We start from the raw sequence: 1,890 nt of genomic DNA, 5'->3' as shown, positions 1-1,890 counted from the left end.
ATTCAGAATTGAAATAGAAAAATTTAAAAATAAATAACTTGGAAATAGATTTTATGATAAAATTCAATCAGCTATATTAATTTCTACACTTATGTCTGCACTACAAAAAATTAATGAAGATATGATAGTGAATCTTCCTAAGGGTGATTTACACGTTCATTTAAATGGAGCTATTCCAACAAATTTAGTTAAGGAATTATTAGCAAAAAATACAAATGGAATTCCCTCAAATTTTGATATTAATAAAGATTTAAATATTCTCGAACCACAAAAAAATCTGCAAGATTATTTAAAACCATGGAAAGTCTTAAATTTAATACCTAGATCGCAGAGTGATTTAAATAAAATAGTATTACAAACATTTTTTAGTTTAAAACGGCTTTGTTGTATAAACATTCTTCAAGATACTGATTTTTAAGGATTTGTTTAAATTTTAATCCAAAAATAAATTAAACAAAATCATAGTCTTAGATATTTATGCAACAAAGCCCCATTAGAGCTAAACTCCATTTACTAATGTCATATTTAAATCTAATGGTATGAAAGTACTATCAAATATACTGTTTAAATTACAGCGATTTCATTCTTGCTTCCATTATTTCGAATTTGAAGTCTTGGAACCATTGAATTATTTAAGTAATCATAAATAACCATTTCAGGATGATGCAGATCAAATGCTTGTCCAAACCATATACAAGCAGCATTGGATGCACATGGTAAGACATGAATTTTGGTAATTCCTTTATCTGTTAGACTATGAAATAACGCATGAATATCTTGCATGAAACTTAGTCCTCGTTCAGGATTTCTTATTGCTCCATTCCCCATATATTCTGGTTTAGCAGTAATATTAATTACCGGATGTCCTAATTCAACAGCCTTATTTTTAGAGGTTTCTGGATCAGCAGTGAGATTCAATCTAATAGTAATTTCAGTACAATCTTCTATTTCACTGAAATTATTAATTTCATACGCTTTGGTTGTACATATAAGATCAGGCCACATCCAACAACTTCCATCCCTATACATAAGCATAGGTATAAATTTCCCTTTATTTCCTAATTTACTTCCTAATGCTATTAGGCATGGCATAGGGCCGAAGCCAAAAATAGCTACTCTCTTATCATCAAATTTAGTTTCCCTAAGTAATTGTTCTGTTTGAACTTCAAATTCTTCTAAAAAATACTTTTTATAGAACTCATCAGCTGAAGCTCTTAAATGAGCTGGTAATGGTTCATGAATTAGTGTCTTATCTTTATGCAAAATAGATTTTAATGGGAGAAGGCAGCTTGCAATATCACGTCGTGAAGGAGACTGAGGAATATTGCGATTCACGGGCCAGAAAAATAAATACACTGGCATAGGAGTAAAGCTTAAAGAATCTAATAAATCTTCGCATTGTGCTGTGAAATTACTTCTCATTTGCGAGAGTCTTGAAGCTGTATATTCTGCGCCAGCAACTTTATCAATTAACCTATGATGTTTTTCACATAATAATAAAATATTCGTTGGATCATCTGATAGTTGATATGAGAAGAAGGGGATACCGCGAGTAGAATTTTCTGATGCTGCAACATTATGAGCTAAAACGCCATATGTACCTTCAAATCCAGTTATTTCATCTATGTTTAATTTTGCACCACATCCTTTAAACATACATCGGCCATGACTTGAGAGATAAATCTGGTTTTTATCTTTTTCAGATAAATCGTTACCCCTACCTGTAAGATGCTCAAAATCAAAAATTCTTTTTATGAAATATTCTAATTGGTTTACAGGGTTTGGTTTTTGTTTAGGAATCTTTCTAGGAACAAAATCTACATCTTTAACTTCGCTCTCTTGAGAGGAGGTTAAATTCCATGTTTCTTTTAACTTTTCAAAATCATGTAG

At 30.7% G+C, this 1,890-nt stretch carries 2 protein-coding genes; one reads left to right on the top strand and one right to left on the bottom strand.

Annotation, left to right across the window (positions count from 1 at the left end; translation table 11 throughout):
• Nucleotides 1-91 precede the first annotated feature (91 nt).
• Complete coding sequence (locus Aba26S_RS20825) at nucleotides 92-418, top strand: hypothetical protein (protein ID WP_005028412.1); 327 nt, start codon at nucleotides 92-94, stop codon at nucleotides 416-418.
• A gap of 146 nt (nucleotides 419-564) precedes the next feature.
• On the opposite strand, the gene Aba26S_RS20820 is transcribed toward Aba26S_RS20825, so the two are convergent.
• A partial coding sequence (locus Aba26S_RS20820) for an SAVED domain-containing protein (RefSeq protein ID WP_031946097.1) occupies nucleotides 565-1,890 on the bottom strand: 1,326 nt, incomplete at its 5' end.

Origin of the sequence: Acinetobacter sp. NBRC 110496 (assembly GCF_000876115.1) — a bacterium.
In the GTDB taxonomy this organism is placed as follows: domain Bacteria; phylum Pseudomonadota; class Gammaproteobacteria; order Pseudomonadales; family Moraxellaceae; genus Acinetobacter.
This window is presented reverse-complemented; position numbering and strand designations above follow the sequence as displayed.

What these genes read in the sequence shown, in the direction of transcription:
- Aba26S_RS20825 (WP_005028412.1), top strand. Translation starts at nt 92, where the DNA reads ATGTCTGCACTACAAAAAATTAATGAAGATATGATAGTGAATCTTCCT.